Genomic DNA, 25,302 nt, shown 5'->3' with positions numbered 1-25,302 from the left:
TAGCAACTCTGATTTCAACATCATGTTCAGCCTCGGTGTGGGCGCCTGGGCTTGCGTACAGCTAGGACGGAGACGCTTTGGCGTCTGTTCCGAATTGCACACGTGGCCGTCATTGTTGCTGGGAATTGCGCGCTCAGCTTTGCCAGATCTGAGACGTGGGGCTGCCCATGAGAGGCATGGTCCACACGCGAACGACCCTTTGCCGTTGCGGTTGCACCCTCACACGGTTTAAGAAAATTTCTCGGTCGGCCGACCTGCCGCGCCGCCCGTTATAGGTCCAGGCGCCCTCCGTCGTCGGTCAGGTAGACTGAACGCGCTTCGTCTCCGGCTGGAAGACGCTGGAGCTGGGCCAGATAGCCAAGCCGATGGTCGCTGAATCGGTTCTTCAGCGGACCGACAATGAACAGGTGAACCCACTGTCTCGTGCGCTGGTGCCATTGGCGGGGCGCCGCAGCGCCCCGCATTTCTTTGGCTTATAGATTACTGAAACCGGCGATTGTTATTATGCGGGTCGACCGCATTCGGAACGCCATCGCGATCCTTATCGCCCCAGGCCTGATTGGGACGGCGGTTGTTGTTCTGAGGGTCGACTGCGTTGGGAACGCCGTCTCGATCCCTGTCACCCCAGGCCTGGTTCGGGCGGTTGTCGTAACGGTCGACGCGGTTTGGAACGCCGTCGTGATCCTTGTCGCCCACACCCCGATTGGGGCGGTTGTTGTAAGGGTCGACCGCGTTGGGAAGGCCATCGCGATCCTTGTCACCCCATGCCTGCGCATCTGCAGGCTGGAACGGCGAGGTGACGATCGTTGTCGCCGCTAGAGTGCCAGCGGCGACGAGAGTCGTGAGAAGAACCCGGCTGAGCATCGGTACCTCCATTCTGCGCGGATCGCGTGTCACTGTTGACAATACGCAGTCCGCGCGGCGCCGTTGCTCGACGCTCTCGAATTTCGGTTTCGGCGGAACATCCGGCAGCCGGATTTGACGGGAAGGCAGGCCTTGCCCCGAACGAACTGGTCGGGCCGCGGGCGGTGGTCCGCTCGAGCCGCCGGGTCAGCGACTGGCTCGGGCCTTTCCTTCGTCCTCTGGTTCACGCCCACTGAAACTGTGCGGCGTTGCCTCCCGCTCTGCGCCGGCGCGCTTCGGTTGCCTCAGCGCTTGCGGACGAACTCGGCGCGCAGGACCAGACCCTTGATGGTGTCGTGGCGGCAGTCGATCTCCTGAGGGTCGCCGGTCAGGCGGATGCTCTTGATCACTGTGCCGCGCTGCAGGGTCTGGTTGGAGCCCTTGACCTTCAGATCCTTGATCAGGAGGACGCTGTCGCCGTCGGCCAGCAGGTTGCCGACCGAATCGCGTACCTCGACGGCTCCCGCAGCGGCTTCGGCTGCAGCCTTCTTCGCGGCAGCTTCGGCCGCGGGTATCCACTCGCCGCTGGCCTCGTCGTAGACATACAAGGTCGAACTCTGCCTGTTCGATGCGAGCGGCGAGCGGGAGATCGATCGAATCGTCTTGCCGGAATACACGGACGAGGTCTGGCACGGCTATCTTCCCGATGCCCGGCCCGGCACCGTCTACGGCTATCGCGTCCACGGTCCCTACGAACCGACGGCGCGCCATCGCTTCAACCCGAACAAGCTGCTGCTCGATCCCTACGCCAGGCAGGTGATCGGCAAGCTGACCTGGAACCCGGCGCTCTTCGGCTACAAGATGGAAAGCGGCCCCATCCTTCCGGGAACCGTTTGGTCGATGAGGCGTACCACGTCGGCTTTCCGGCTATCAAAGCAACCAGCCTGAGCTTCAGCTCAAGGGGAGCCCCGCATTCGTGACATCTATGAACGGGGGAGTGTCCTCATTTCTGCCGCGCAACACCCTTGCCGCAAATGCAGCCATCGCCGATTGGGCCCGAGTCAGGTATTTTAAGCCACCGCCCAGTATAATGGGTGGCCGAATCTCGACATACGGACGGGCACCACGCGGTGGCTGCCGCCTCATCAAGGTTAGCCCTTGCGTATCGCACAACTTCGCCCGTCTGAAGGGGTTTATCTGGCTGGACTTGTTCCGCGCGGAGGGCGGGCGAACTACAGACGAGGGCCACGAAGACCCATGTAGTCATTTTGAACATCGCTCAAACTCCCGATGCCACCTATCGACCAGACGCGCCGGCCGCCGCTCACCGCCATGATCGACGGAGATTATGCCACATGAAAAATGCGGATTTCCTTGCAAACTATCAAATGGAAATCTTGGGAAGCTTAAAGGCACCGTGAATCGAATGCCGTTTTCTGCCGTCCAGACCTGAGCACCACCTCAGCTATCAGTCCTGCATTAGAGTCTACCATCGACGTTCTGCACTGTCGGATCTTCAAGCCTGAAGCACATGACCTGCTGCCTCATAAAGAGATCTCTCTCGCACAAGCCGGACTATCGCTGATGCCCCGAGCCTATACCCAGCTTCAAAGCCTGCTGCCGCAGGGAACCTGCTGTGCGCTTCATCTGCTCCGCAAATCCCTGCAACTGGCGTTCTCGTCTTCGAGTGCTTGCTTCGACTTCCAGCGATGCCTCATTAGCTCCAAAGAACCATCGTCATAAAGAGGCGCCCATCCAGCGGTGGCTTATGGTTCTACATTCGGTATGCGCCGGAAGAGCGCGGTCGAACCGCATGGAGTGCGGCCGGCGTTCCCCGCGGAACCAGACGCATCGAGGGTATTGTTGTCGGCCGAACGGCAAGCGGCAGCGTTGATTTTCTAAAGGTCACTGATGGTGGGCGAAACGCCGGCCTATAGGTCTGCTGCAATGGCCGCAAAGAAGACGACAGCCAGAACGAACCCCAACGCCGCGGCAAAGAACTGCGGTGTTCGCCCGCTTTCCAGGCCGGCTCAAATTACGGCGAGGTCCTTTGGCTTTGTAAGAAGGAGCAGGGGAGCGCGAAGATGATCGCCGTCCATTTGGCGACCTTGCGATAGTTACATTTGTGTTCCATTTAGGTCACTATTCCTCGCTGCCGCCGCTGGCGACGAAAAGGGCAGCTATTTCTGCCCGAAAGGAGCAAGCATGGAGAGACGAACTTTTGTTGCCGCGTGGGCGGCAGCGTTTTCGATCCCCCTGATCGCCGGTGCGCAGGCGAGAGTGAGTGGCACGGTCAAATGGTTCGATGCGACCAAGGGTTTCGGTTTCATTCATCCGGATGATGGCGGCCATGACGTGTTCGTCCACATCGACGCGGTCCACCGCGCAGCCCTCTCCGACCTGAAGAAAGGTCAGAAGATAAGCTACGTTCTCGAAACTGATCGCGTCAAAACCTTTGCCAGCGCTCTAAAGTTGGAGGACTGATCGCAGTCTGCCAAGTTGGTTGGGCGGTCGCATGGGGCCTGCCCGCGGTACGTGCTCATGTCGATATCGGCGATCCCCGTCTGCTGTGGCGAGCAACATCATCTGGTCGCTGCCGTCCCTCAGGCTGCTTGATCGTCGAGCCGGCGGTTTTGCCGATATGCAGGTAGTGGAGCATCCTGCAATGGTCGCACGCGACAAGCTGCTCCTCGGCCCCGGACAAAGGCTCGTGCCACCGGCGGGGCGCCGCAGCGCCCCGCGTTTTTCTGGCTCCAGGACAGATTACTGCATTGGGAACGCCATCGCGATCCTTGTCACCCCATGCCTGCGCATCCGCAGGCTGGAACGGCGAGGCGACGATTGTGGTCGCCGCAAGAGTGCCAGGGGCGACGAGGGGCGTCAGGAGAACCCGGCTGCGCATCGGTCCCTCCATTCTGCGCGGATCGCGTTTCAGGTTGAGAAGACGCAGTCCGCGTGGTGCCGGTGCTCGACGCTCTCGAATTTCGGTTTCCGCCGAACATCTGGCAGCCGGATTTGCAGCGAAGGCAGGCCTGGCGCCGAACAAACTGATCGGGCCCTCTCGCGGTGGTCCGCTCGAGCCGCCGGGCCATCGACTGGCCCGGTCCTTTCCTCCGCCCTCCGGTTCACGCCCACTGAAACTGTGCAGCGTCGCCGTCCCGCGATGAGTGCGCCCCGCGCCGGAGCGGCTTGGTTGCCTCAGCGCTTGCGGACGAACTCGGCGCGCAGGACCAGACCCTTGATGGTGTCGTGGCGGCAGTCGATCTCCTGGGCGTCGCCGGTCAGGCGGATGCTCTTGATCACTGTGCCGCGCTGCAGGGTCTGGTTGGAGCCCTTGACCTTCAGATCCTTGACCAGGAGGACGCTGTCGCCGTCGGCCAGCAGGTTGCCGACCGAATCGCGTACCTCGACGGCTCCCGCAACGGCTTCGGCTGCAGCCTTCTTCGCGGCAGCTTCGGCCGCGGGTATCCACTCGCCGCTGGCCTCGTCGTAGACATAGTGGTCGTCGTTGTCGGCCATTTTCGTTCGGCTCCTGAAGGAAAGCGTGCGCTCTACAGGCCGACAACGGCCGTCGCAACCCCGCGCATTGTCCCGCCCGGTCGCCAGCCGGGAGCCGGTTAATCGGGGCCGTGCACCACCTGCACCACCACCCTGCTGGAACAGCGATCAGGCAGGACTCCGCGCGGTACGCTACCGGCAGCGATGCGGACACCGGTGCTGACCTCGCTGCTGGAACTGCCGCAACGAACGTGCCTCCCGGCCGTTGAACAAAGTCGACCAGGGGAGACACAACCATTTCCGTTTCAGTCACTGCCGTTCTCGCGCCGGGCGCCGCTGCCGTTGCGGTCTTGGATACCGAAGCATGAGTGCCGTTCGCCTGAGCGAGGGCCTCCCCTATCCTCTGGGCGCCACCTGGGATGGACTCGGCGTCAATTTCGCTCTCTTCTCGGCCAATGCGACCAAGGTCGAACTCTGCCTGTTCGATGCGAGCGGCGAGCGGGAGATCGATCGAATCGTCTTGCCGGAATACACGGACGAGGTCTGGCACGGCTATCTTCCCGATGCCCGGCCCGGCACCGTCTACGGCTATCGCGTCCACGGTCCCTACGAACCGACGGCGGGCCATCGCTTCAACCCGAACAAGCTGCTGCTCGATCCCTACGCCAGGCAGGTGATCGGCAAGCTGACCTGGAACCCGGCCCTCTTCGGCTACAAGATGGAAAGCGGCGACGATCTCACCTTCGACGATCGCGATAGCGCTCCCTTCACCTACCGAAGCTGCGTCATCGACCCCGCCTTCAGCTGGGGCCGTGCGCCGCGCCGCCGCACCTCGTGGGAGAATACGATCGTCTACGAGGCGCATGTCCGTGGCTTCACCCAGCTTCATCCGACCGTTCCGGAATCGCTGCGCGGCACCTATGCCGGGCTCGCGTCGGCCGAGATCACGAACTATCTCTCCTCGCTCGGCGTGAGCGCCGTCGAACTGCTCCCCGTCCACACCTTCGTCGACGACAGCAACCTGCTCGAGAAGGGGCTGAAGAACTACTGGGGCTACAACACGATCGGCTTCTTCGCGCCGGCGCGCCGCTACGCCGCCAATCCGGATTTCGCCTTCGCCGAATTCAAGGAGATGGTGGCGCATCTCCACGCCGCCGGCCTCGAGGTCATCCTCGACGTGGTCTACAATCACACGGCCGAAGGCAACCAGCTCGGGCCGACGCTCTCTTTCAAGGGCATAGACAACGCGTCGTATTATCGGCTCGCGCCGGACCGGCGCTACTACATCAACGACACCGGCACCGGGAACACGGTCAACCTCAGCAATTCCCGGGTGCTGCAGCTCGTCATGGACAGTCTGCGCTACTGGGCGACGGACATGAGGATCGATGGCTTCCGCTTCGACCTTGCGACCATCCTCGGCCGCGAGCCTCACGGCTTCGAGGAAGAAGGGCGCTTCCTCGACGCCTGCCGGCAGGATCCCGTTCTGTCGGAGGTCAAGCTGATCGCCGAGCCGTGGGACATGGGGCCCGGCGGTTACCAGGTCGGTCGCTTCTCGCCGGGATGGGCGGAGTGGAACGATGCCTTCCGCGACACGGTGCGCGGCTACTGGCGCGGCGACGAGGGCAAGGTTGCCTCGCTCGCGGCCCGACTGACGGCCTCGGCCGATCTCTTCGCCAAGCGCGGGCGCAAGCCCTGGGCATCGATCAACTTCATCACCGCCCATGACGGGTTCACGCTGGGCGATCTCGTCGCCTACAACGACAAGCACAACGAGGCCAACGGCGAGGACAACAAGGACGGACACTCGCACAATCTCTCGAACAATTACGGCGCCGAGGGACCGACCGACGACCGCGACATCCTCGACACGCGTCTGCGCCAGATGCGCAACATGCTGGCGACCCTCATCCTGTCGCGCGGCACGCCGATGCTGCTGGGCGGTGACGAGTTCGGGCGCAGTCAGAAGGGCAACAACAACAGCTACTGCCAGGACAACGAGATCTCCTGGGTCGACTGGGAAGGCATCGGTCCGGCCGAACGCGACCTCGCCGAGTTCGTGCGCAAGCTGATCATGATCCGTCATGCCCTGCCGATGCTGCGGCGGGGCCGCTTCCTCACCGGCGCCTTCGACGAGGAGCTGGGCGTCAAGGACGTGAGCTGGTTGACGCCGGCGGGCGAGGAGATGACCGACGACAACTGGAACGACGGCAACGCCCGCTGCCTCGGGGTTCTGCTCGACGGCCGCGCCCAGGAAACCGGCATCCGCCGGGTCGGCTCGGATTCGACGTTGCTGATCGTGATGAACGCCCACACCGATACGGTGCCGTTCACCTTGCCCGAGGCGGTCGGCGGCAGCCGATGGGTGCGTCTGATCGATACCAGCGACCCCGAAGGCGAGCCGCTGGGGCTACGCGATTTCCGCCAGGTCTACGACGTGACGGCGAGATCGATGCTCCTCTTCGTTCTCCAGCCCACGCGAACGCCGCAGCGCAGCACGGCGGCCGAACGCTCGTTCCAACGCGTCGTACAGGCAATGGACGAGGCGTCGACCAAGGCCGTGCAGTTCGGCTTCGACTGATCAGACTGACGTGGGGTTGCCGCAAGAAGTGCCTTCCTGCGGCAACCCGAAGACGCTCCAGGCCGTTCGGACACCATGATCACCCAATTGGACCCCCCGCTCCCGCTCGAGACCCCGAAGGGTCCGGGCCTCGCTCATTTCCTCATCGACTATGGGCCCGAATCCCACCTTCTGTGGGTCGTCTTCCTCGACGAGGGCGGCGCCTGCTGGACCGTTCCCAATCCCGAAATCCGCATCCAGAGCAACTGGTCCCTGCGCCGGCGCGAGAAGGTGGCGGCTCACTAGCCAGAGCGGTCGACTTGCCGTTGGCGAAGAAAGCTCCGTAGCGCAACTCCCATTGCTTCGGTTCGTTCGCTCCGGACACTCACTGGACGGAGATTCAAATGAAGAGATTGGTTCTAGGCAGTTTGACGGCCGCGCTTCTGGTGGTAGGCGTCTCGACGATGACCGCCGCGCAGACGCCCTCCGTTCCGGAGCGGGCCGGCGTAAACTCCACCCTGGGCATTGCACCGTCGACCCAGGACTTCGTCACCCAGGCCGCGATCAGCGACATGGCCGAGATCGAGTCGAGCAAGCTTGCGGCCACCAAGACCGACGGCAAGACCAAGGCCTTCGCCGAGAAGATGATCAAGGATCATACCGAGACCTCGATCGAGCTGAAGGGTCTTGTGACCGGAGGCAAGGTGAAGGCCACGTTGCCGACGGAAATGGACGCCGCCCATAAATCCAAGATCGACAAGCTGAAGGGCCTGTCCGGCGCGAGCTTTGCCAAGGAGTACGACGAGATGCAGGTCGCGGCCCATAAGGACGCCGTCTCGCTGTTCGAGCGCTATTCGAAGAGCGGCGAGAATGCCGAGTTGAAGGCCTTCGCCGCCAAGACCCTGCCGCATCTGCAGATGCATCTGAAGATGGCGGAAGACGTCAAGAAGTAGCGAAAAGGCCCCGAACGTAGAAACGATCGGGGCCTCTCTCTTTCGAGCCTATTTCTTCGTTCCGGAGCCCGGGGCGGCCTGCTTGGCGTGCTGGTCTGCCATCATCGTTTCCGGCAGGACCTTGGCCAGCGCGACCTGCAGCTTGTTCTGCCAGCCGCTGACCACGCCGCTCTCACCCGCCATCATCGCCTTGAAGCCGTTCTCCGCCACATCGGCCGGATCGTCCTTCTCCGCGCGGCCGACCTTGGTGTCCATCATGTCGGCGCGTTCGAAGAACTCGGTCTCGGTCGCGCCCGGCATCAGGCAGGTGACGGTCACGCCGCGGCCCTGCACCTCCGCCCGAAGCGCATACGCGAACATGTCGATAAACGCCTTCGTGCCGTTGTAGACGGCCTGATAGGTGCCGGGCATGAAGCCTGCGATCGAGCCGGTGATCAGGATGCGGCCGTGTCCGCGGCCGGCCATCTCCCGCCCGACCTTGTGCAGCAAGTAAACCGTACCGGTGACGTTGGTGTCGATCACATGGCGGATCTCATCCCAGTCCTGGTCGAGGAAGGCCCTGCCCAGCCCATGGCCCGCATTGGCGAGGAGGGCATCGATCGGCCGGTCTTTCACCGCAGCGAGCAGCCGGTCAACGCCCTCGGGCGTCGCAAGATCGACCTGCACCGCTTCCACGCGGCCGCCCGCTTGCGCCAACGCACGCGCGGCCTCTTCGATGCGAGGATCGTCGGCCGCGACCAGCAGGTCGAAGCCCTCGGCGGCACACCGCTTCGCCAGTTCGTAACCGATGCCGGAGGAGGCTCCGGTCACGATCGCGAGCGGGCGCGCCGCGCGGTTCCTGTCCTTGGCGGAGACCGCCATATCCGTGTTCTCCGTGTTCATGGCTTGAGGACCACCTTGATGCAGCCGTCCTTCTTGTCGCGGAACGTCTTGTAGAGTTCCGGGCCCTCTTCGAGGCTCGCGGTGTGCGTGATCACGAAGGACGGATCGATCTCGCCGCGTTCGACCCGGTCCAGGAGCTTCGGCAGATAATGCTGCACCGGCGTCTGGGCCATCCGGAAGGTGAGCCCGCGATTGATCGCGGAGCCCATCGGTATGTTGTCGAGTAACCCGCCATAAACGCCGACGATCGAGACGGTGCCGAAATTGCGACAGCTCTGGATCGCCTGCCGCAACACGTGCGGTCGATCGGTGCCCATGAAGGTCGCGACCTTTACGCGATCGATCACCGAGTCGAAGCTTGCCCCCGTCCTCGGTTCGGTTCCCACGGCATCGATGCAGGCATCGGCACCGCGCCCGTGCGTCAGGTCCTGGATGCGGTCGTAAACATCCTCCTTCATGAAATCGATGGTGATCGCGCCGGAGGCGGCGGCCATCGCCAGCCGTTCCGGCACCGTGTCGATGGCCAGGACGCGGGCGGCGCCCAGCAGGAAGGCGCTCTTGATGGCGAACTGCCCCACCGGGCCGCAGCCCCAGATGGCGATCGTATCCTCCGGCTGGATGCTGCAGAAGTCTGCCGCCATGTAGCCCGTCGGGAAGATGTCGGAGAGAAACAGCACCTGCTCGTCGGTCAGGCCGTTGGGGACTTTGATGGGCCCGACATCGGCATACGGCACACGCAGATATTCGGCCTGGCCGCCGGCATAGCCGCCCAGAAGATGCGTGTAACCGAAAAGCCCAGCCGGAGAGTGACCCCAGAGCTTCTCGGCCTTTTCCTTGTCGGGGTTGGTGCGCTCGCACCCCGAGAAGAAGCCCTTCTTGCAGAAGAAGCACTCGCCGCAGGAGATGGTGAAGGGTACGACGACCCGGTCGCCCACCTTGAGGGCCTTGTTTTCCGCACCGACCTCGACGACCTCGCCCATGGTCTCGTGGCCGAGAATGTCGCCGCCTTCCATGCCGGGCATGACGCCATTGAAGATGTGAAGATCGGAGCCGCAGATCGCGCAGGCGGTGACCTTGATGATTGCATCACGCGGATGCTGGATCTTGGGATCGGGAACGGTTTCGCAGCGTATGTCGCTCTTGCCGTGCCAGGTCAGCGCCTTCATCGGACCTCTCCTACGTCTCTCAGGAACGGGAATCGGGGGACCGCCCGCAATCGCCGGCGGGTTTGGTCGGTGTCAGGCCGCCAGGGTCGTGGGACGGCGCTCCGCGTCCGTGCCTTCCGGCGGCTTGGAACGCCGAACGGCGAGCGTGGCGCCCGCCGGGGCCTTCCCTTGCGCGGCCAGGGCCACCGCCTGCCGCCCGTCGAGAAAGCCCTCGGCCCAACGGTCCCGCGCCGACGCGAGGGAGAAATCATACGGGGCTTCGGGGCCGGCCTCGCCGCTAACGGGAAGGTAGCTCAGGTACAGGATGGCCGGCGTATCGCGGCCTTCCGCGAGATCGCGTTGCCACAGCCGGCGATACGCTTCCAGCCGGTACCAGGTCTGATTGCCGAACAGGATCGCATTCTTGCGGGCAAGTGCTTCCTGCAACCCGACGGGCCGCGCCCCGTCACGGGCGAAGAGATCCGCGACGATCAGCGTGCCCTCGCTGCCGGCCAGTTCGTCGAGCACAGGCTCGATCGGCGCGTTCATCGAGAGGCCGCCGTCGCCCAGCAGCCGGCCGCCGATCTCGACGGGGGCGAATTCCGGCAGGAAGCCGCAGCTCGCAAGGATGTGGTCGATCTCGATCCGGTCGCCCTTTCCGGTGTCGAAGATCACCGCATCGCCGCTCTCGATGTCGGTGGTCGCCACGGTGAAGCGCAGATCGCCGGAGTTGAGACGCCCGAAATCAATCGACTTCTTCAGGAAGGCGACCGTCGGCGCGAGATCGTAGAAGCCGGTAAACTTGAGCCGTGGACCCAAGGTCTGAATATGGCCGAGAGCGCCGAACAGCCTGGACTGGACGGCACTCACCCAGTTCAACGCGTGACGCGTCGCCCAGAAGCACAGCGCGTTCACGCTTTCCGGGCCGCGCAGCCAGTAGCTGCGCAGAACGTCGAAGCGCTTGTCGGCCGGCGTGCCGACGATCAGCGCGCCATTCAGCGCGCCGACGGAACTGCCGGCGATCCAGCAGGGCGAAAGCTGCGAAGCGTCTGCCAGGGCTTCGTAAACCCCCGCCTGATAGGAGCCCAGCGCGACGCCCCCAGAGAGCACTAGCGCGGTCTTTCGATCATTCATCCTCAGGAGGCCTTCGCGTCTGCAACCGGCTTGCCCTGGACCATCTTGTGACCCGCAAAAGAGCGCGTCTCCGGGGGCGGTAGTGCGGAGCGGTTTTTCAGGTCAGCCAAAAGCTCTTCCTTCAGCATCTTGAGCCGGGCGCCCAGAGCCACCAGATCCACGTCCGCTTCGCGCGCCTGGGCGAAGATGCCTTCCTTCGGCTGCTCTTCTTCCTTCACGTGATGCTTGATCAATTCGGACAGAACCTTGACCTTGGCGTCGTAGAACTCGTCCTTGGGTGAGCCTTGCGAAAGCTCCGCAATCAGCACCTTTGCGCCGTCATGTTCGACATAGGCCTCGTCCAGCATCTCTTCCTCGACCTTCTTGTTGCAGGCCGGGTAGAAGATTTTCTCCTCGATCGAGGCGTGCACGGTAAGCTCGGTGCAGATCTCCCGAACCAGCGCGACCTTCTTGGTCTCGTCGCGGGTCGTCTCGAACTTCTCGAAGAGCGCCTCGACGTTGCGGTGATCGGCTTTGAGCAGGGCGATGGCATCCTGGGTGGTGGACATATGAGTTCCTTCTCGCTTCGCTTTGAATTGATGTGCCGGCACTCTCCGGTCCGACGGTCGGCCGGACGCCCGTCGAGGTGTGCCCGATCGGGTTTTCGAAAGAGCCATTCCAACGCCCAACGGCAGGTTTCAGAGGTCGTTGCTGCGTGCGCTGGAGCACCCACCGGCGAATGAGCCCTCCGTGACCGGAGGATGTCACCGGTGCTCTAGAGCCTTTGTTGCCAGTGGCAGGGGCCCGTATTACGGTCCGCCCGTGTGCGACAATTGCAGGGCGAAAGCATGATTCGGTGCGTGCGGATTTGGACGGGCGAGGACCAGAATTCGCATGTCGAGGAAGGCTGGATTGATCTGGAGACGGGTGCACACGGTGACCTGCTCAGCGGCAAGATCGCGGTGACCAGCGCATCCCTGCAGGAGACCCAGCCCGGCGGCACCTATGCCTGGCACACCGCACCGGTCCGCCAGCTCGTCGTCACCCTGAGCGGCACGCTCGATTTCAAGACCCGTGGCGAGCAGCATTTCACCCTCGCGCCAGGCGACATCCTGCTGGCCGAGGATACGACCGGCGGCGGCCACACCTGGCGGCTCGTCGACGATCAGCCGTGGCGGCGCCTCTATGTCGTGCTGGGCAAGGATGCCCCGGTGCCGTTCAAGCGCGCCGCCCCCCAAGACCACCGTTAGGAGAGCCCGATGGCAGACACTCATTCCGGCGACTTCGACGTCGTCCTGGTCGGCGCTGGCATCATGAGCATGACGCTGGCCACGTTCCTCAAGGAGCTGCAGCCTCATCTCAAGATCCAGATCCTCGAACGGCTGGAAGGCGAGGCACAGGAGAGTTCGGCCGCCTGGAACAACGCGGGCACCGGCCACGCCGCCAACTGCGAATTGAACTACACACCGCAGCGGCCCGACGGCAGCGTCGACATCTCCAAGGCTCTGGAGGTCAATGTCGAGTTCGACCTGTCGCGGCAGTTCTGGTCGTACCTGGTGAAGAAGGGCGCGATCGAGCGCGCCGATTCGTTCATTCACCCGGTGCCGCACATGAGCTTCGTGATCGGCGCGGAACGGGCGGCCTTCCTGAAGACGCGCCACGCCACGATGAGCGCCCATCACTGCTATCGCGGCATGGAATATTCCGAGGATCACAAGCAGATCGCCGAATGGGCGCCGCTGCTCATGGAAGGCCGCGATCCCGGCCAGGTCGTGGCTGCCACGCACATGGTCACGGGCTCCGACGTGAACTACGGCGCGTTGACGACCAACCTGCTGACCTACCTGCGGCGCCAGGAAGGCTTCTCGATCCAGTTCAACCAGGAAGTGACCAACCTTCATCGCGCGGCGGACGGCGGCTGGACGCTCGACGTCAAGGACGAGAAGTCCGGCGAGAAGAAGACGGTCGGCGCCCGCCGCGTGTTCCTGGGCGCGGGCGGTGCGGCACTCACCCTGCTGCAGAAGTCTGGCATCCCCGAAGCCGACGGCTTCGCCGGCTTCCCGGTGAGCGGCATCTGGCTGCGCTCGGGCAAGCAGGAGATCGCGACGCGCCACCTGGCCAAGGTTTACGGCATGGCGGCCAGCGGATCGCCGCCGATGTCGGTGCCGCACCTCGACACCCGCTATGTCGACGGCAAGCGCTGGCTGCTGTTCGGACCCTTCGCCGGCTTCTCGACCAAGTTCCTGAAGCACGGCTCGATGTTCGACCTGCCGCTGTCGCTGCGGCCGGACAATCTCCTGCAGCTGCTGGCCGTGGCCCGCGACAATCTTCCGCTCGAGGAATACCTGATCGGTCAGGTGCTGCAGACCAAGGGGCACCGCTTCGATGCGCTGCGCGACTTCTACCCGAGCGTCGACGAGAAGGACTGGGAGTTCGACGTCGCCGGCCAGCGCGTCCAGATCATCCGGAAGGACGTGGCGCGTACGGGCAAGCTGGAGTTCGGGACCGAGATCGTGCACTCGGCAGACTCCTCGATCGTGGCCCTGCTCGGCGCCTCGCCCGGCGCTTCGACCGCCGTCTGGATCATGGTCCACATGCTGGAGACCTGCTTCCATGAGGAGCTGGCCGGCCAATGGGTGCCCAAGCTGAAGGAGATGATTCCCTCCTATGGCCAGGACCTCAAGACCGACGCAGCGCTGGTCGAGCGGGTGCGCAAGGATACGGCTGAAGTGCTGGGCCTGCACACGGTCTGATGACCGCGCCGCAGGACCAGCTCACCGAGACCCTCGAAGTCCTGTTGCGCTTCGGCGCGCTGATGCTGCGCGCCGGCGACACCGCGTTCCGGGTGCGCGATGCCATGCGTCGCCTGGCCCATGCACTCGGCATCGAGCGGCTCGAGGTCGAGCTGTCGACCGTCGGCCTGACCGCGACGGCGTGGACCGGAAGCGAGGCCGCGACTCTGGCACGCGAGATCGGTCCGCCCGGCGTCGATGCCTCGAAGATCGCTGCACTGGAAGCGGTGTCGCTCCGCGCGGCTCCCGGCCTCCACACCGTGCAGTTCGGAGCCGAACTCGACCGGATCGAAAAGGCGGCCCCCTTGCACGGGCTGCTGCCGGTCGCGCTGTCGATGGCGGTGGCCTCGACGGCTTTCTCCTACCTCAACGGCGGCGACCTGCTGGCGACCGGTGCGGCGGCGGTCAGCGGCGGTATCGGCCAGGCGGCCCGGACCCTGCTATCGCGCCAGGGCTTCAACCAGTTCGCGATGACCGCGCTTTGCGCCGTGCTGGCGTCCGGCCTCTACTGTCTGATCGTGATCGGCTTCGGTGTGCGTACCTTTGCCTTCGCCCACGCGATCGGCTTCATCTCGTCGGTGCTGTTCCTGGTGCCGGGCTTCCCCCTGGTCGCCGCGCTGCTCGACCTGACGCAGCACCAGACCAAGGCCGGCATGACGCGTCTGTTCTACGGCGTGCTGCTGACGCTGAGCGCCGCCTGCGGCATGTCCGTGGTGGCGATGCTGGCCGGCCTTGCGGCGGCGCCGGCCGCGCCGCCGCCCGGCGCGATCGAGCCGCTCACCGTGCTAGGACGGGCACTCGCCTGCTTCGCCGGCGGCTATGGCTACGGCATCCTGTTCAACAACCCGCATCGCACGGTTCTGGCGGTCGCGCTGCTCTCGATGGTCGGCAACGAGGTGCGCCTCGGACTGCACGATCTCGGTCTTGCCCTGCCACAGGCGACATTCTTCGGCGCGCTGGCGGTCGGACTGGGCGCTTCGCTGCTGCGCGGTCGCCTGCACGCGCCGCGCATCGCGCTAACGGTGCCCAGCATCATCATGATGACGCCCGGACTGTTCGCCTTCCAGACGATCGTGTTCCTGAACCAGGGGAAATCGCTGTCGGCGGTCGAGGCCGCCGCGACCTGCGGCTTCGCGGTCGGTGGCATGGCGATGGGGCTGATCGCCTCTCGCTTTCTCACCGAGCGGCAGTGGCGCTACGAGCGCTAGCGTCTTTCCGAATCAGATCGAAATCACCAACACCAACCTCATGCTGAGAGCGCTCCGAGGGAGGGCGTCTCGAAGCATGGCACGAGCACCCCGTCTGTTATCCATCCGTCGAGACGCAGCCTGCGGCCGCTCCTCAGAATGAGGGGAGTGTGGGTCGACTTCAAACGGAGAGCCCCCAGCGCCTTGAGGACCCGAAACTCTTCCCCTTGCGGGCTCTGCAAAGGGGAAGTGCCCTCGTCTTACGAGGGCGATGGGGTCATGACCCCTCCGTCGGCTTCGCCGACACCTCCCCATTTGAATGGAGAGGAAGGCGAATTGCCTACTCCGTCGCGACGTAGGGATGAACCATCTTCGACGGATCGACGACCTTGTCGAACTCGGCCTCGGTCACATACTCGAGCTTGAGCGCGGCCTCCTTGAGCGTGAGGTCGTGGTCGATCGCGTAGTGGGCGATCTTGGAGGCCTTGTCGTAGCCGATCACCGGCGCCAGCGCCGTCACCAGCATCAGCGAACGGTCGACATATTCCTTGATCTTCTTGAGGTTGGGCTGGGTGCCCTCGACCAGGAACTTGCGGAAGTTGGCGCAGCCGTCGGTCATCAGCGTGATCGAATGCGCGACGTTGTAGATCATCAGCGGCTTGTAGACGTTCATCTCGAGATAGCCGCTGGCGCCGCCGAAGCCGACCGCCACGTCGTTGGCCATGACCTGGACCGCGATCATGGTCAGCGCCTCGGCCTGGGTCGGATTGACCTTGCCCGGCATGATCGAGGAGCCCGGCTCGTTCTCGGGGATGTGCAGTTCGGCGAAGCCGGCGCGTGGGCCGCAGGACATCAGGCGGATGTCGTTGCCGATCTTGTAGAGCGAGACCGCGAGGGTCCGGAACGAGCCCGAGAGCTGGACCAGCGCATCGTGGGCGCCCTGCACGGTGAACTTGTTGGGCGCCGTCACGAACGGCAGGCCCGTCAGCTTGGCGATCTCCGCCGCCGCCGCCTCGGCAAAGCCCGGGGCCGCGTTGATACCGGTCCCGACCGCCGTACCGCCCAGCGCCAGGCGATAGACGCCCTTCAGCGCATCTTCGACCCTCTCGATATTGTCGGCCAGCATGCCGGCATAGCCCGACCATTCCTGGCCGAGCGTGATCGGCGTCGCATCCTGCATGTGCGTGCGGCCGATCTTCACGATGTCGGCCCATTCCTTCGCCTTGGCATCGATCGAGTCGTGCAACGCCTTCAGCGACGGCAGCAGCCGCTCCTTGGTGTTGACCGCGGCGGCGATGTACATGACCGACGGAAACGAATCGTTGGACGATTGCGACATGTTGACGTGGTCGTTGGGATGCACCGGCGCCTTCGAGCCGAGCGGCGTGCCCGCAAGCTGGCAGCAGCGGTTCGAGATCACCTCGTTCACGTTCATGTTGAACTGCGTGCCGCTGCCGGTCATCCACACGTGAAGCGGAAACATGTCGTGATGCTGGCCGGCGAGGATCTCGTCGCAGGTCTCGAGGATCAGCTTGTGCGCCTGGTCGTCGAGTCGCTTGCCGTCATGGTTGGCGTTGGCGCAGGCCTTCTTCAAGGTCGCATAGGCGGTGATCATCTCGCGCGGCATCAGGTCCTTGCCGATGCTGAAATGCTCGAGCGACCGCTGTGTCTGGGCGCCCCAGAGCTTGTCGGCCGGTACGCTGACCTCACCCAGGCTGTCTGTTTCCTTGCGAACGTCTGCCACGCGGCACCTCATCTGGTTTGACGGCGCGACAGTACCCCAACCTCTCCGTGCCGTCAGTCGTCCGATGCCCGGGCCTTGCGCAGGGATTTGACCGCGCCATGGCGCTTCTTGTCGTCGACGCGGCGGCGCTTGGCGGACCGGCTCACTTTGGTCTTCACCCGCGGCACCGGCTTGTGGGTCGCCTCGCGGATCAGCTCGATCAGGCGGGCGAGCGCTTCCTCGCGGTTGCGCAACTGGCTGCGCTGCCCCTGGGCCACCAGGACCAGAACGCCATCCCGCGTGAGGCGCCGTCCGGCGAGACGCTCGAGCCGCTGGCGCACATCGTCCGGCAGCGAGGGCGAATTGCGAACGTCGAAGCGCAGCTGCACCGCTGTCGACGTCGTGTTGACGTGCTGCCCGCCGGGGCCGGCGGCGCGCACGAAACTCTCCTGGATCTCATCCGGGTCGATCGACAGCGAGCCAGTCACCCGGATCGGCGCCGCCCCGGTCGCGGTCATTCCTTGCCGCCGGCCTTGCGCAGCATGGCCTCGATGGACCCGCGGTTGTTCTGCTTGGCATAGGTCACCGCCGTGCGCCCGGTGAAGTCGCGCGAGTTGGGGTCGGCCTTCTTGTCGAGGAGAAGCCGAACGATCTCCGCATAGCCACGCCCCGAGGCGATCATCAGCGCCGTCTGCCCTTGGCGATTCTGGCCGCGCGGGCTCGCGTTGCGACGAAGCAGGATGTCGACGATCTCGACGTCGCCCTTCTCGGCAGCCCGCATCAGCGCCGTGTAGCCTTCCGGGTCCGCGGTGTCGGGCAGAGCGCCGCCCTTCAGGAGGGTCTCGACCACCGGAATGTGCCCGGCGCGGACCGCCACGACCAGCAGCGGCTGGCCGTTGTTGGCGGTCTGGTTCGGGCTCTCCTGCTTCAGAAGGGCCTGCCGCACCTTCTCCTCGTCGCCCTCGATGACCGCCTTGACGATCTGCTTCTGGCCGAACACGTCCGAATTGGATGTCTGAGCAAAGACCGCACCCGACAGGGCGACCATTGAGAAGGAAAGAAACGTGCGTCGGATCATGACTTGCTCCCGCGGGTCTCCTGATAGCGGACCTCGATCCGGTCCCAGATTTGCGCCTCCAGCGAGACGCCGTCGAAGCGATTGATCTGCTGCAGGCCGGTCGGCGAGGTGACGTTGATCTCGGTGAGATAGTCGCCGATCACGTCGATGCCGACGAAGATCATTCCAAGCCTCGCAAGCTCCGGCCCGATCGTCTCGCACAGCTCGATGTCGCGCTTGGTCAGCGTGGCCTTCACCGCCTTGCCGCCGACATGCATGTTGGAGCGTGCCTCGCCGGCCGCCGGCACACGGTCGATGGCGCCGACCGGCTTGCCGTCGATCAGGATGATGCGCTTGTCGCCCTTGCGCACCTCCGGAAGATAGCGCTGGGCGATCACCGGCTCGCGGCTGCGCTGCGAGAACATCTCCAGCAGCGAAGCGAAATTCTCGTCGTCGGGACGCACGCGGAAGACACCGGCGCCGCCATTGCCGAACAACGGCTTGAGGATGATGTCCTGGTGCTCCTCGCGGAACTCGCGCAGCGCGCGCGCATCGGCGGTGATCAGGGTCGGCGGCATCACATTGTCGAAATGCGTGACGAACAGCTTCTCCGGCGCGTTGCGGACGCTGGCGGGATCGTTGACCACCAGGGTCTTGGGATGGATGTGCTCGAGCAGATGCGTCGTGGTGATGTACGACATGTCGAACGGCGGATCCTGGCGCAGCAGCACGACATCGATGGTCGAGAGATCGATCATCTCGGGCGCGCCCAGGGTGAAATGATTGCCCTTCTCGCGGCGCAGCTTCATCGGCTGCGCACGGGCCATCACCTTGCGGTCACGAAAGATCAGGTCCGGCGGCGTGTAGTGCCACACGGTGTAACCGCGCTTCTCGGCTTCCAGCCCGAGCACGAAGGTCGAATCGCCGTCGATGTCGATCGTCGAGACATGGTCCATCTGGATGGCGACGTTGAGCTTCATGACAGTATCCTGACTTGGCGGCGCGGGACGTGGATCGGCTGTTTTCAGTTAAGGCCGCGGCGAAGTTCCTGCAACAGCGCCGAGGCGCTTCGCCGGAGATCGGTATCGCCCTCGAGTTCGAGGAGGCGCTCGTAGGCCGCGATCGCCGCCCGGCGCTTGTCGAGGCGGGCATTGAGCTGGCCGGCTTCGAACAACAGCTCGGTCCTGTCGGGCGCGATCGCCAGCATGCGGTCGAGGGAGCGGGCGACGCCGTGCCAATCCTCGCGCCTGGCCAGACGCAGGCGCACGTTGTTCTCGAGCCGCAGCAGCACGTCGCGGTCGGGAACGGGATCGAAATGCGCCGGCATCAGCTCGGCGTCGGGGCCGAGAACCTGCCGCAGGAGCCTGCGCAGATCGGCGGCCTCGCGCACGGCGCCCTCGTGAAACGGATCGACGACATGGCGTGCGCCGTCGATGCCGACGCGGATCAGGAAATGACCGGGAAAGGCCAGGCCTTCCGCCTGCCATCCCAGCGCGCGGGCGACGTGCAGGTAGAGGATCGACAGCGCCACCGGCAGGCCCTTGCGGCGCTCGATCACACGCACGAGATCGGCATTCTGCAGGTCGTCGTAGGTCTCGCCGTCGCCGCGATAGGCATAGGACCGCGCGATCACCTCCGAGAGCGACGCGGGCGAGGCGCCGCGCCGGTGAACCAGATCGGCAAGCTCGTCCGTCATTGCCGTGACGTGCTGGCGGAAGGGCGTGAGGTCGGTCGCCTCGCCGCGACCGAGCACGCTCAGCAGCAATCCCGCCTCCAGCAGATCGATGCGTTCGCCGTCGCCGGCGCAGGCATCCTTCAGTCGCTTCAGGTCCGCCGCGCGTTCGTCAGCCACGGGTCACTCCGGCGCTTGCCAGACGTCGGGCAGATGGCGCGGCCACATGCCGCCGACCAGCACCGCGTCGAAGCGCACCGAGCAGGCGGCGTAGCGCGGATGATGGGCGATGAACAGGCTGGCGGCGCGCGACACACGGCCGAACTGGCGATCGCCCAGCGCGTCGGCGGCCTTGATGAAATCGCCGCGCGCCTTGACCTCGACGAAGGCCAGCACGTTGCCGCGACGCGCGACGATGTCGATCTCGCCCAGCCGGGTCTTGTAGCGGCGCATCAGGATCGTGTAGCCGCCGAGCCGCAACCGCCAGACCGCCCGCCACTCGGCCGTATGGCCCATGCGATAGGCTTTCTGGCGGGCCTTCGTCGTCATGCCGCACTCCGCTTGAGCTCGAGCGCGCGGGCATAGACGTCGCGCCGCTTCAGCCCGTAGCGCGCCGCCACCTCGGCGGCGGCATCCTTGACCGATGCGCCCGCCATGGCCTCGCGCAGCGCCTCGTCGACCGTGTCGGCGCTGCGCGCACTCTCGGCGGAGGGCGCGCCGACCACGATGACGATCTCGCCCTTCACGTCGGGATGGGCGGCATAGTGGGCCGCGAGCTGAGCGAGCGGCGCGCGGCGCACCTCCTCGAACAGCTTGGTGAGCTCGCGTGCCACCGCGGCGGGACGGTCGCCCAGCAGATCCTGCAGATCGGCCAGGGATTCCGGCAGCCGGTGCGGCGCCTCGAAGAACACCAGGGTCGACGGGATGGTGGCCACTTCGCCGATCGCGCGGCGACGCTCGGTCTGCCGGGCCGGCAGGAAGCCCGCGAAGAAGAACCGGTCGGTCGGCAATCCCGACAAAGCGAGCGCCATGGGAACGGCGGAGGCGCCGGGCGCCGACGTGACGGAATGCCCGGCCTCTACCGCCGCGCGAACCAGCCGATAGCCGGGATCGGAGATCAGCGGCATGCCGGCGTCGGACACCAGGGCGACGCTCTTGCCGGCGGCGAGGGCGCGCACGAGGCGCGGCTCGGACTTGTCCTGCGTGGCGTCGCTGTAGGACACGGTCGGGGCGGAAATGCCGTAATGGGTCGCGAGTTTTGCGAACACCCTCGTGTCCTCGCAGGCGATCAGGTCGGCTGCCTGAAGCACGTCCAGTGCCCGCAGCGTGATGTCGCGCATGTTGCCGATCGGTGTGGCAACAATATGCAGCCCCGGGGAGAGCGGCGGTTTACGCGGGGGCTGCCCGCCGGTAGCTTGGGGCCGTTCGTCCAAGTCCATTTGCTTCCGATCGCCGGAGTTTCGCGCCGATGCGTAGGTCATTCATCGTGCTTGCCACCGCCGCCCTTCTGTTGGGCGCCTGCAGCGAGCCCCCCAAGACTAGCACGAGGACCGCGCAATCGGTGACCGTTCAGCCGAAGGCCGGTTCGCCGCTGACCGCCTCCGGCAAGGTCCGTGTCGCCCTGCTCCTGCCGCTCAGCGGACGCGCCGCCCCGATCGGGCAGGCGATGCAGCAGGCCGCCGAAATGGCGCTGTTCGACAGCAGCTCCAAGGAACTCGCTTTGTCGGCCTACGACAGCGGTGAAAGCGCGGAAACCGCCGTCGAAGCCTATCGCAAGGCCCGGCTCGATGGTGCAGCCCTCGTGCTGGGACCGCTCTACGGCACGTCGGCCAGCGCCCTGGCGCCGCTGGTGAACCAGGGCGGCATGAACGTGTTGGCCTTCTCCAACGACGAGCAGGTCGCCCAGCGCGGCGTCTGGATCATGGGCATCGCCGCCCCGCCGCAGGTCCGCCGCGTGGTCGATCATGCGCTGGAGACGGGAATCCGCCGCTTCGCGACCTTCGCGCCACAGACGACCTATGGCGAGCAGATGTCGCGCACGCTCGAGACCTATGTGACGACGCGCGGCGGCACCGTGGTCGGCCGCGAATTCTTCGACCCCAATGGTTCGAATATCGCCGCCCAGGCCCGCGAGCTTGCCGCCTCGGCCAAGGGCGACGGCGGCAAGGTTGCTGTCCTCGTACCGGTAGCGCCGCCCCTGCTGTCGACCGCGCTGGCCTCGCTGGCGACCAACGGCCTCGACGGGCGCGCGGTCCAGTACATCGGCACGGGCGTGTGGGACTTCCCCGGCGTCGGCGCGGAAACCATGCTGCGCGGCGCCTGGTATGCCGCCCCCGATCCGGCCAGGCGCGCCGACTTCGAGCGCCGCTTCGTTTCGACCTACGGGCGGCCGCCGCACCGGCTGGCCACCCTCGCCTATGACGGCGTGGGGCTGGCCGGCCAACTCGCACGGATGAAGCCGGGCGGCGACTTCTCGGCCGAGGCGATCACCAACCCCAACGGCTGGTCCGGCGTCGACGGCATCTTCCGCTTCCTGCCCGATGGCCGCTCCGAGCGGGCGCTGGCGGTGATCGAGATCCAGGGCGACCGCGGCGTGGTGATCAGCCCCGCCCCCACGACCTTCGCGGGCCAGCCGACGAACTGAAATGGCCGATCTTCCCAAAGCGGGCCTGCCCCGCGCCATCCTGTTCGACATGGACGACACGCTGATCCGTGCCTACGCGCAGCCGGAGGAGGCGTGGACCCGCCTGCTCCATGTCTTTTCCGCCCATCTCGACGCTCATGACCAGGCGGCCATCGCGCGCGTGCGGACGGCCGTCATGGAAGAGGCCCGGGCCTTCTGGAACGACCGGGCCGAGGCCGCGAAGTGGCGGCTCGACATCCCGGGCGCCCGTCGGCTCTCGGTCCGTCGCGGGCTCGCAAAGCTTGGCCGCGAGGACGACGAACTGGCCGACCGCATCGCCGATTCCTTCACCGAGCTCAGGCGCAAGGAATACCGGCTCTATCCCGACGCCCATGCCACGGTCGACGCGTTGCGCGATGCCGGCGTCCGCCTGGCCCTCGTGACGAACGGCGCGGGCGAGACCCAACGCGCCAAGATCGAGCGGTTCGAGCTCGCCCATCGGTTCCACCACATTCAGATCGAGGGCGAGTTCGGCCAGGGCAAGCCCGAACTCGCCGTCTACCGTCACGCGCTGGAGCGGCTGGGTGTGGCCGCGGAAGACGCTTGGATGGTCGGCGACAACTACGAATGGGAAGTCGTGGCGCCGCAGGCGCTGGGCATGTGCGGCATCTGGTACGATCCGTTCGACGCCGGCGTGCCGGCTCACGCTACGGCCAAGCCGACCCGCATCATCAAGCGGCTGGCCGAACTGATCGAGTAGAATTTGCCCGACAACAACTCCCCGTCGCCCTGAGCGAAGGACGACGGGAACTACTTTACGCCGCGCCGTTGCGCGGGGGCACGCCGATCGCGGCACGTTCGTAGACGGCCTTCACCTCGGCGCTGCGACGCCCGAGTTCGTAGCGCAGGCTGGTGTAGAGGTTCACCGGAAACGGCATGTCGGCATTGAAGTCGATGATCAGCACGACGCGAGTCTCGTCGGTCTGGTTCTTGACCCAATGCTCGCGCGTGTCGTCGAACACCAGGGGCACGCCCTCTTCCCAGAAGAAGTGGTGACCGCCGATCTCGATCCAGCACTTCTCCGGCTCGCTGGGCACGATCAGCGGATAGTGGAAGCGGACCACGCCGGCCGCAGAGCCGCGATGCGGCTCGATCTCGGCCCGGCCGGCCAGGATGCTGAACAGCGCGGTGTGCACGCCCGGCAGCCGGTTGATGGCGGCCATCGTGTCGGGAACGGCCGCGGTATTCGCCGTAATCTCATGGCCGTAGATCTTTAGAATGAACGTGCGCCACGCCCGGCCCGGCACGTAGAGATCCCGCGGATGGACCTCGTGCAGGGTCGGGATCGCTTCATGGTGGCTGAGCAGATAGTCCAGGTCGGCCTTGATCTTGTCGTGGCTCTTCCTGAGCTCGTCCAGCACCGGAAAGGACCTCAGCGCGTCCTCGCCCGACAGCGGCAGCTTGGGCATGTTGCGCAGGATCCAGTCCGACAGCTTGAGATTTAGGTTCTCCAGCGGCTCCTGGGGCACCCAGATGTTCTTGGTGAGATAGAAGCGGCCCTTCTGGCCGACGCCCTGAGGCTGATCCGTCGTCGTCGTCATGCGGGAGCAATCCTGCCTGCTGCAAATGCCCGATTTTCTTGCATCGATGGCGCGATTAGCTGCCGCCATGTGCTTCGCATAAAGCGCACTTCTGAGACAAACTTTTCCCGGATGCAATGCCCCTCAATGTCGCAAAAACCGTGTGGTCCGCACACTGCGCGAATGGACTATGGTGGGGGTCATGAAAATCAGGGCTAGGCGATGACACAAAATACACAGGCGGCCGGCGCATCGGCGGAAGCCATTCGTTCGCACTATGACGTAGGCAACGATTTCTATCGGCTGTGGCTCGACGAGACGATGACCTATTCCTCGGCGATGTGGCGCGACGAGAACGACGACGCCTCCCTGGCCGATGCCCAGCGCCGCAAGATCGACTGGCATCTGCGTAACGCCGGAGCCGACCGCTCGACGTCGTTGCTCGACATCGGCTGCGGCTGGGGCGGCATGTTGCGCGCCGCGGTCGCCACGCGCGCACCGGGCGCCCCGCCGCTGGCGCGCGGCGTCGGCCTGACCTTGAGCGATGCCCAGGCCGAACTCGCCCGCGCCGCGCTGCGCGAGGCCGGCTCGCCGCCCGTCGAGATCCGGGTCGAGAGCTGGGCCGACCATCAGCCGGCCGAGCCCTACGGCGCCATCATCTCGGTCGGCGCTTTCGAGCACTTCACCAAGCCCAAGGACGATGCGGCCACCAAGACCGCGATCTACCGCCACTTCTTCACGCGCTGCCGCGACATGCTGGCGCCCGATGCGCGCATGACCCTGCAGACCATCGCCTATGGCGATCCCGACGACAAAGTGCCGATGGGTCCCTTGGTCGAAGACATCTTTCCCGAATCAGAACTGCCGCGCCTGCCGGAGATCCTGGCCGCCGCCAACGGGCTCTTCGAGGTCGAGCGCTTTCGCAACGACCGCACCGACTATGGCCGGACCTGCGAGATCTGGGCGGCCAACCTCAAGAACCGGCGGGCCGAGGCGCTCGAAATGGTCGGCAAGGACCAGACGCGACGCTACGAGCGCTATCTCAAATTCTCCGCCTGGGGGTTCTTCTCGCACCGCCTGCACCTGCTGCGCTTCCGCCTGAAGCGCCGCTAGCTGCAGACATGACCGCCCTCGACGCCTTCGCCGCCAGCGTCACCGCCGACGCGCCGCCCGCCGGATCCAGTCCGGCGGTGCAGGCGCTGTGGTGGGTGCGCCGCGGCGACTGGGCGAAGGCCCACGAATGCGTCCAGGCGCACGAGGGCGAGCCGGATTGCGACAGCGTCCACGCCCATCTCCATCGCCAGGAAGGCGATCTCGCGAATGCCGGCTACTGGTATCGTCGGGCGGGCCGCCCGGTACCGCAGCAGTCCCTGAGCGAGGAATGGACGGCCCTCGCGATGGAGCTGCTCGAGACGACCTGACGGCGGGATCGGCCATCCGGCACACACCGTGCGAAATACCGGGCGACGTCGACCCGTCAGCGGTACCTGGATACCTGTTTCAGGGGTGCGACTCTGGCTTCGATTATTTCGTTTATTTCGTTTATTTCGGTTGGGCGCCTTGACGACGTCACCGGGGAAGCCCTGGTCCGCGCGTCGGGCCGTCCAGAAGGGACGACCGATCAGGACTCGTCGTAGCTGCGTTTGACGAGAGGCTTCGCTCTTCCGGCGCCTC

Annotated in this window: 26 protein-coding genes and 1 pseudogene; 12 read left to right on the top strand and 15 right to left on the bottom strand. The window is 65.3% G+C overall.

Annotation, left to right across the window (positions count from 1 at the left end):
• Positions 1-480: 480 nt before the first annotated feature.
• Both ACQY78_RS18660 and ACQY78_RS18655 read right to left on the bottom strand, forming a co-directional pair.
• Positions 481-864: a hypothetical protein gene (locus ACQY78_RS18660; protein WP_428677495.1), complete on the bottom strand. Its 384-nt coding sequence runs from the start codon at positions 862-864 to the stop codon at positions 481-483.
• Between the two features lie 284 nt (positions 865-1,148).
• The gene (locus ACQY78_RS18655) at positions 1,149-1,451 is read right to left on the bottom strand and encodes an alkylphosphonate utilization protein (protein ID WP_428677493.1); all 303 of its coding nucleotides are present in this window, start codon (positions 1,449-1,451) and stop codon (positions 1,149-1,151) included.
• On the opposite strand from ACQY78_RS18655, the pseudogene ACQY78_RS18650 reads away from it, so the two are divergent.
• Positions 1,450-1,716, top strand: a pseudogene (locus ACQY78_RS18650) (glycogen debranching protein GlgX); the annotation flags it as partial. The gene ACQY78_RS18655 and the pseudogene ACQY78_RS18650 sit on opposite strands and share 2 nt — an antisense overlap.
• Before the next feature lie 1,407 nt (positions 1,717-3,123).
• A complete protein-coding gene (locus ACQY78_RS18645) occupies positions 3,124-3,327 on the top strand; it encodes a cold-shock protein (RefSeq protein ID WP_428686433.1) in 204 nt (67 codons plus the stop codon).
• A 714-nt stretch (positions 3,328-4,041) separates the two neighbouring features.
• Here the strand turns inward: ACQY78_RS18645 and ACQY78_RS18640 are convergent.
• Positions 4,042-4,362, bottom strand: a complete 321-nt coding sequence (locus tag ACQY78_RS18640; RefSeq protein WP_428677491.1) for an alkylphosphonate utilization protein — start codon at positions 4,360-4,362, stop codon at positions 4,042-4,044.
• Between the two features lie 343 nt (positions 4,363-4,705).
• On the opposite strand from ACQY78_RS18640, the gene glgX reads away from it, so the two are divergent.
• From glgX to ACQY78_RS18625, 3 genes are all read left to right on the top strand, one after another.
• Entirely contained in the window at positions 4,706-6,922 is a 2,217-nt protein-coding gene (gene glgX, locus ACQY78_RS18635) for a glycogen debranching protein GlgX (RefSeq protein ID WP_428677489.1), read from the top strand.
• Positions 6,923-7,009: 87 nt separating this feature from the next.
• Entirely contained in the window at positions 7,010-7,207 is a 198-nt protein-coding gene (locus ACQY78_RS18630; RefSeq protein ID WP_428677487.1) for a hypothetical protein, read from the top strand.
• A 98-nt stretch (positions 7,208-7,305) separates the two neighbouring features.
• Complete coding sequence (locus tag ACQY78_RS18625) at positions 7,306-7,854, top strand: DUF4142 domain-containing protein (protein ID WP_428677486.1); 549 nt, start codon at positions 7,306-7,308, stop codon at positions 7,852-7,854.
• Positions 7,855-7,902: 48 nt separating this feature from the next.
• On the opposite strand, the gene ACQY78_RS18620 is transcribed toward ACQY78_RS18625, so the two are convergent.
• The 4 genes from ACQY78_RS18620 to ACQY78_RS18605 form a co-directional block, all read right to left on the bottom strand.
• Positions 7,903-8,736, bottom strand: a complete 834-nt coding sequence (locus tag ACQY78_RS18620; RefSeq protein WP_428677485.1) for an SDR family NAD(P)-dependent oxidoreductase — start codon at positions 8,734-8,736, stop codon at positions 7,903-7,905.
• Positions 8,733-9,902, bottom strand: a complete 1,170-nt coding sequence (locus ACQY78_RS18615; protein ID WP_428677484.1) for a zinc-dependent alcohol dehydrogenase — start codon at positions 9,900-9,902, stop codon at positions 8,733-8,735. The genes ACQY78_RS18620 and ACQY78_RS18615 overlap by 4 nt, the downstream gene beginning before the upstream one ends.
• A 72-nt stretch (positions 9,903-9,974) precedes the next feature.
• Positions 9,975-11,015 (bottom strand): patatin-like phospholipase family protein, encoded by a 1,041-nt coding sequence (locus ACQY78_RS18610; protein WP_428677482.1) that lies wholly within the window; start codon positions 11,013-11,015, stop codon positions 9,975-9,977.
• A gap of 2 nt (positions 11,016-11,017) precedes the next feature.
• Positions 11,018-11,605 (bottom strand): hemerythrin domain-containing protein, encoded by a 588-nt coding sequence (locus tag ACQY78_RS18605; RefSeq protein WP_428677480.1) that lies wholly within the window; start codon positions 11,603-11,605, stop codon positions 11,018-11,020.
• Between the two features lie 249 nt (positions 11,606-11,854).
• On the opposite strand from ACQY78_RS18605, the gene ACQY78_RS18600 reads away from it, so the two are divergent.
• The 3 genes from ACQY78_RS18600 to ACQY78_RS18590 are packed head-to-tail and all read left to right on the top strand — an operon-like array spanning position 11,855 to position 14,994.
• Positions 11,855-12,244, top strand: coding sequence for a hypothetical protein (locus tag ACQY78_RS18600; protein WP_428677478.1), 390 nt, complete (start codon positions 11,855-11,857; stop codon positions 12,242-12,244).
• Between the two features lie 9 nt (positions 12,245-12,253).
• Complete coding sequence (gene mqo / locus ACQY78_RS18595; RefSeq protein WP_428677476.1) at positions 12,254-13,747, top strand: malate dehydrogenase (quinone); 1,494 nt, start codon at positions 12,254-12,256, stop codon at positions 13,745-13,747.
• Positions 13,747-14,994 carry a threonine/serine ThrE exporter family protein gene (locus ACQY78_RS18590; protein ID WP_428677474.1) on the top strand — a complete coding sequence of 416 codons (1,248 nt, stop codon included), beginning with the start codon at positions 13,747-13,749 and terminating at the stop codon, positions 14,992-14,994. Before mqo ends, ACQY78_RS18590 begins: the two co-directional genes overlap by 1 nt.
• A gap of 319 nt (positions 14,995-15,313) precedes the next feature.
• Here ACQY78_RS18590 and fumC read toward each other — a convergent pair whose 3' ends face one another.
• The 7 genes from fumC to rsmI are packed head-to-tail and all read right to left on the bottom strand — an operon-like array spanning position 15,314 to position 20,864.
• Positions 15,314-16,717 carry a class II fumarate hydratase gene (gene fumC, locus ACQY78_RS18585; protein WP_428677472.1) on the bottom strand — a complete coding sequence of 468 codons (1,404 nt, stop codon included), beginning with the start codon at positions 16,715-16,717 and terminating at the stop codon, positions 15,314-15,316.
• Positions 16,718-16,770: 53 nt separating this feature from the next.
• On the bottom strand, positions 16,771-17,214 hold the full coding sequence (arfB, locus tag ACQY78_RS18580; protein ID WP_428677470.1) for an alternative ribosome rescue aminoacyl-tRNA hydrolase ArfB: 444 nt from the start codon (positions 17,212-17,214) through the stop codon (positions 16,771-16,773).
• Positions 17,211-17,774: an ankyrin repeat domain-containing protein gene (locus ACQY78_RS18575; protein WP_428677468.1), complete on the bottom strand. Its 564-nt coding sequence runs from the start codon at positions 17,772-17,774 to the stop codon at positions 17,211-17,213. The genes arfB and ACQY78_RS18575 overlap by 4 nt, the downstream gene beginning before the upstream one ends.
• Positions 17,771-18,733, bottom strand: coding sequence for a glutathione synthase (gene gshB / locus ACQY78_RS18570; protein ID WP_428677467.1), 963 nt, complete (start codon positions 18,731-18,733; stop codon positions 17,771-17,773). Before gshB ends, ACQY78_RS18575 begins: the two co-directional genes overlap by 4 nt.
• A 44-nt stretch (positions 18,734-18,777) precedes the next feature.
• Complete coding sequence (locus tag ACQY78_RS18565; RefSeq protein WP_428677465.1) at positions 18,778-19,605, bottom strand: SirB1 family protein; 828 nt, start codon at positions 19,603-19,605, stop codon at positions 18,778-18,780.
• Between the two features lie 3 nt (positions 19,606-19,608).
• Positions 19,609-19,974, bottom strand: a complete 366-nt coding sequence (locus ACQY78_RS18560; protein ID WP_425069155.1) for a YraN family protein — start codon at positions 19,972-19,974, stop codon at positions 19,609-19,611.
• Positions 19,971-20,864: a 16S rRNA (cytidine(1402)-2'-O)-methyltransferase gene (gene rsmI / locus ACQY78_RS18555; RefSeq protein ID WP_428677463.1), complete on the bottom strand. Its 894-nt coding sequence runs from the start codon at positions 20,862-20,864 to the stop codon at positions 19,971-19,973. The genes ACQY78_RS18560 and rsmI overlap by 4 nt, the downstream gene beginning before the upstream one ends.
• A gap of 122 nt (positions 20,865-20,986) precedes the next feature.
• Here rsmI and ACQY78_RS18550 point away from each other — a divergent pair, with 122 nt between their 5' ends.
• The gene (locus ACQY78_RS18550; RefSeq protein WP_428677461.1) at positions 20,987-22,069 is read left to right on the top strand and encodes a penicillin-binding protein activator; all 1,083 of its coding nucleotides are present in this window, start codon (positions 20,987-20,989) and stop codon (positions 22,067-22,069) included.
• 1 nt (position 22,070) lies between these two features.
• On the top strand, positions 22,071-22,808 hold the full coding sequence (locus ACQY78_RS18545; RefSeq protein ID WP_428677460.1) for an HAD family hydrolase: 738 nt from the start codon (positions 22,071-22,073) through the stop codon (positions 22,806-22,808).
• A 55-nt stretch (positions 22,809-22,863) separates the two neighbouring features.
• Here the strand turns inward: ACQY78_RS18545 and ACQY78_RS18540 are convergent, their stop codons facing one another.
• The gene (locus ACQY78_RS18540) at positions 22,864-23,649 is read right to left on the bottom strand and encodes an aspartyl/asparaginyl beta-hydroxylase domain-containing protein (protein ID WP_428677458.1); all 786 of its coding nucleotides are present in this window, start codon (positions 23,647-23,649) and stop codon (positions 22,864-22,866) included.
• Between the two features lie 201 nt (positions 23,650-23,850).
• Between ACQY78_RS18540 and ACQY78_RS18535 the strand changes: the two genes are divergently transcribed.
• Positions 23,851-24,741, top strand: coding sequence for a class I SAM-dependent methyltransferase (locus ACQY78_RS18535; RefSeq protein ID WP_428677456.1), 891 nt, complete (start codon positions 23,851-23,853; stop codon positions 24,739-24,741).
• 8 nt (positions 24,742-24,749) lie between these two features.
• Positions 24,750-25,049 carry a hypothetical protein gene (locus tag ACQY78_RS18530; protein WP_428677454.1) on the top strand — a complete coding sequence of 100 codons (300 nt, stop codon included), beginning with the start codon at positions 24,750-24,752 and terminating at the stop codon, positions 25,047-25,049.
• The last annotated feature ends 253 nt before the right edge of the window (positions 25,050-25,302 follow it).

This window comes from Reyranella sp. (genome assembly GCF_965279625.1).
Lineage (GTDB): Bacteria > Pseudomonadota > Alphaproteobacteria > Reyranellales > Reyranellaceae > Reyranella.
This window is presented reverse-complemented; position numbering and strand designations above follow the sequence as displayed.

What these genes read in the sequence shown, in the direction of transcription:
- ACQY78_RS18660 (WP_428677495.1), bottom strand. Translation starts at nt 864, where the DNA reads ATGCTCAGCCGGGTTCTTCTCACGACTCTCGTCGCCGCTGGCACTCTA.
- ACQY78_RS18640 (WP_428677491.1), bottom strand. Translation starts at nt 4,362, where the DNA reads ATGGCCGACAACGACGACCACTATGTCTACGACGAGGCCAGCGGCGAG.
- glgX (WP_428677489.1), top strand. Translation starts at nt 4,706, where the DNA reads ATGAGTGCCGTTCGCCTGAGCGAGGGCCTCCCCTATCCTCTGGGCGCC.
- ACQY78_RS18625 (WP_428677486.1), top strand. Translation starts at nt 7,306, where the DNA reads ATGAAGAGATTGGTTCTAGGCAGTTTGACGGCCGCGCTTCTGGTGGTA.
- ACQY78_RS18620 (WP_428677485.1), bottom strand. Translation starts at nt 8,736, where the DNA reads ATGAACACGGAGAACACGGATATGGCGGTCTCCGCCAAGGACAGGAAC.
- ACQY78_RS18615 (WP_428677484.1), bottom strand. Translation starts at nt 9,902, where the DNA reads ATGAAGGCGCTGACCTGGCACGGCAAGAGCGACATACGCTGCGAAACC.
- ACQY78_RS18610 (WP_428677482.1), bottom strand. Translation starts at nt 11,015, where the DNA reads ATGAATGATCGAAAGACCGCGCTAGTGCTCTCTGGGGGCGTCGCGCTG.
- mqo (WP_428677476.1), top strand. Translation starts at nt 12,254, where the DNA reads ATGGCAGACACTCATTCCGGCGACTTCGACGTCGTCCTGGTCGGCGCT.
- ACQY78_RS18590 (WP_428677474.1), top strand. Translation starts at nt 13,747, where the DNA reads ATGACCGCGCCGCAGGACCAGCTCACCGAGACCCTCGAAGTCCTGTTG.
- arfB (WP_428677470.1), bottom strand. Translation starts at nt 17,214, where the DNA reads ATGACCGCGACCGGGGCGGCGCCGATCCGGGTGACTGGCTCGCTGTCG.
- ACQY78_RS18575 (WP_428677468.1), bottom strand. Translation starts at nt 17,774, where the DNA reads ATGATCCGACGCACGTTTCTTTCCTTCTCAATGGTCGCCCTGTCGGGT.
- gshB (WP_428677467.1), bottom strand. Translation starts at nt 18,733, where the DNA reads ATGAAGCTCAACGTCGCCATCCAGATGGACCATGTCTCGACGATCGAC.
- ACQY78_RS18560 (WP_425069155.1), bottom strand. Translation starts at nt 19,974, where the DNA reads ATGACGACGAAGGCCCGCCAGAAAGCCTATCGCATGGGCCATACGGCC.
- rsmI (WP_428677463.1), bottom strand. Translation starts at nt 20,864, where the DNA reads ATGGACTTGGACGAACGGCCCCAAGCTACCGGCGGGCAGCCCCCGCGT.
- ACQY78_RS18545 (WP_428677460.1), top strand. Translation starts at nt 22,071, where the DNA reads ATGGCCGATCTTCCCAAAGCGGGCCTGCCCCGCGCCATCCTGTTCGAC.
- ACQY78_RS18540 (WP_428677458.1), bottom strand. Translation starts at nt 23,649, where the DNA reads ATGACGACGACGACGGATCAGCCTCAGGGCGTCGGCCAGAAGGGCCGC.
- ACQY78_RS18535 (WP_428677456.1), top strand. Translation starts at nt 23,851, where the DNA reads ATGACACAAAATACACAGGCGGCCGGCGCATCGGCGGAAGCCATTCGT.
- ACQY78_RS18530 (WP_428677454.1), top strand. Translation starts at nt 24,750, where the DNA reads ATGACCGCCCTCGACGCCTTCGCCGCCAGCGTCACCGCCGACGCGCCG.